The sequence below is a fragment of the Paraburkholderia sp. Cpub6 genome (assembly GCF_014201065.1).
GTDB classification, from domain to species: Bacteria; Pseudomonadota; Gammaproteobacteria; order Burkholderiales; family Burkholderiaceae; genus Paraburkholderia; species Paraburkholderia tuberum.
On sequence record NZ_JACHDM010000073.1, the window covers coordinates 1 to 3,104 of the forward strand.

Consider the following 3,104-nt stretch of genomic DNA (forward strand, 5'->3'; position numbering starts at 1 on the left):
CGCGGGTCGAGACACACCTGTTATAGGATCAAGCCTTACGGGCAATTAGTATCAGTTAGCTCAGTACATTACTGTACGTGCACACCTGACCTATCAACGTCCTGGTCTTGAACGACCCTTCAAGGGGCTCGAAGCCCCGGGGATATCTCATCTTAAGGCGAGTTTCCCGCTTAGATGCTTTCAGCGGTTATCTCTTCCGAACATAGCTACCCGGCGATGCCACTGGCGTGACAACCGGTACACCAGAGGTTCGTCCACTCCGGTCCTCTCGTACTAGGAGCAGCCCCCTTCAAATATCCAGCGCCCACGGCAGATAGGGACCAAACTGTCTCACGACGTTTTAAACCCAGCTCACGTACCTCTTTAAATGGCGAACAGCCATACCCTTGGGACCGGCTACAGCCCCAGGATGAGATGAGCCGACATCGAGGTGCCAAACACCGCCGTCGATATGAACTCTTGGGCGGTATCAGCCTGTTATCCCCAGAGTACCTTTTATCCGTTGAGCGATGGCCCTTCCATACAGAACCACCGGATCACTATGACCTGCTTTCGCACCTGTTCGACTTGTCAGTCTCACAGTCAAGCACGCTTATGCCATTGCACTATCAGCACGATTTCCGACCGTACCTAGCGTACCTTCGTACTCCTCCGTTACACTTTGGGAGGAGACCGCCCCAGTCAAACTGCCTACCATGCACTGTCCCCGACCCGGATCACGGGCCAAGGTTAGAACCTCAAACAGATCAGGGTGGTATTTCAAGGACGGCTCCATTGAGACTGGCGTCCCAACTTCATAGCCTCCCACCTATCCTACACAGACCGGTTCAAAGTCCAATGCAAAGCTACAGTAAAGGTTCATGGGGTCTTTCCGTCTAGCCGCGGGGAGATTGCATCATCACAAACACTTCAACTTCGCTGAGTCTCGGGAGGAGACAGTGTGGCCATCGTTACGCCATTCGTGCAGGTCGGAACTTACCCGACAAGGAATTTCGCTACCTTAGGACCGTTATAGTTACGGCCGCCGTTTACCGGGACTTCAATCAGGAGCTTGCACCCCATCATTTAATCTTCCGGCACCGGGCAGGCGTCACACCCTATACGTCCACTTTCGTGTTTGCAGAGTGCTGTGTTTTTATTAAACAGTCGCAGCCACCAGTTTATTGCAACCCTTTCACCCTTCTGGCGCAGGCCAGTCAGGCTATGAGGGCGTACCTTATCCCGAAGTTACGGTACCAATTTGCCGAGTTCCTTCTCCCGAGTTCTCTCAAGCGCCTTAGAATACTCATCTCGCCCACCTGTGTCGGTTTGCGGTACGGTCACTGTGAAACTGAAGCTTAGAGGCTTTTCCTGGAACCCCTTCCAGTTGCTTCGCCACCGAAGTGGCTCGCCTCGCACCCTTGAATTCCGCGCCCGGATTTGCCAAAGCGCCTTCTCCAATGCAAGGACCGGGACTTCCAACACCCGGACAACCTTCCGCGATCCGTCCCCCCATCGCATTTCACAATGGTGCAGAAATATTAATCTGCTTCCCATCAGCTACGCATTTCTGCCTCGCCTTAGGGGCCGACTCACCCTACGCCGATGAACGTTGCGTAGGAAACCTTGGGCTTACGGCGAGGGGGCCTTTCACCCCCTTTATCGCTACTCATGTCAGCATTCGCACTTCCGATACCTCCAGCACACTTTCCAGTGCACCTTCGCAGGCTTACGGAACGCTCTCCTACCATGCACATTACTGTGCATCCGCAGCTTCGGTATATGGCTTAGCCCCGTTACATCTTCCGCGCAGGACGACTCGATCAGTGAGCTATTACGCTTTCTTTAAAGGGTGGCTGCTTCTAAGCCAACCTCCTGACTGTTTTAGCCTTCCCACTTCGTTTCCCACTTAGCCATATTTGGGGACCTTAGCTGGCGGTCTGGGTTGTTTCCCTCTTGACACCGGACGTTAGCACCCGATGTCTGTCTCCCGTGATTGCACTCTTCGGTATTCGGAGTTTGCTATGGCGTAGTAATCCGCAATGGACCCCACAACCATGACAGTGCTCTACCCCCGAAGGTGATACACGAGGCACTACCTAAATAGTTTTCGGAGAGAACCAGCTATTTCCAGGTTTGTTTAGCCTTTCACCCCTATCCACAGCTCATCCCCTAACTTTTCAACGTTAGTGGGTTCGGTCCTCCAGCACGTGTTACCGTGCCTTCAACCTGGCCATGGATAGATCACCTGGTTTCGGGTCTACACCCAGCGACTGGACGCCCTGTTCGGACTCGCTTTCGCTACGCCTGCCCTAATCGGTTAAGCTCGCCACTGAATGTAAGTCGCTGACCCATTATACAAAAGGTACGCCGTCACCCCTTACGAGGCTCCGACTGTTTGTATGCATGCGGTTTCAGGATCTGTTTCACTCCCCTCCCGGGGTTCTTTTCGCCTTTCCCTCACGGTACTGGTTCACTATCGGTCGATCACGAGTATTTAGCCTTGGAGGATGGTCCCCCCATCTTCAGACAGGATTTCACGTGTCCCGCCCTACTTCTCGTACACCCAGTTCTTCCATGCTGTTTTCGTCTACAGGGCTATCACCTGCTATGGCCGCACTTTCCAGAGCGTTCGACTAACAATACGGATAACGTGTACCGGCTGATCCCATTTCGCTCGCCACTACTCTGGGAATCTCGGTTGATTTCTTTTCCTGCGGTTACTTAGATGTTTCAGTTCACCGCGTTCGCTTCACGTAGCCTATGGATTCAGCTACGGATACTCCATTAGGAGTGGGTTTCCCCATTCGGACATCTCCGGATCAATGCTCGTTTGCCAGCTCCCCGGAGCTTTTCGCAGGCTACCGCGTCCTTCATCGCCTGTGATCGCCAAGGCATCCACCACATGCACTTGTTCGCTTGACCCTATAACGGGTGTGTCTCTGTGTCGACCCACGTTAGCGCTTTAGCGCTTACGTGGGTCCCATCCCCGCAGGGGATAGACGCACTCGTTACAGGTTGAGTATTCGTGTTGCGCCGTATTCCAAAGCAATCTTTCGATCACCTTTAAAATACATCGATACAATCACAACCCTGATTCACCTACTCGGCACCCATCTCCAGGC

At 53.3% G+C, this 3,104-nt stretch carries 1 rRNA gene; it reads right to left on the minus strand.

The features are described from left to right. Positions 1 to 24 precede the first annotated feature (24 nt). Positions 25 to 2,904 (minus strand): 23S ribosomal RNA (locus HDG33_RS36605). Positions 2,905 to 3,104 lie beyond the last annotated feature (200 nt).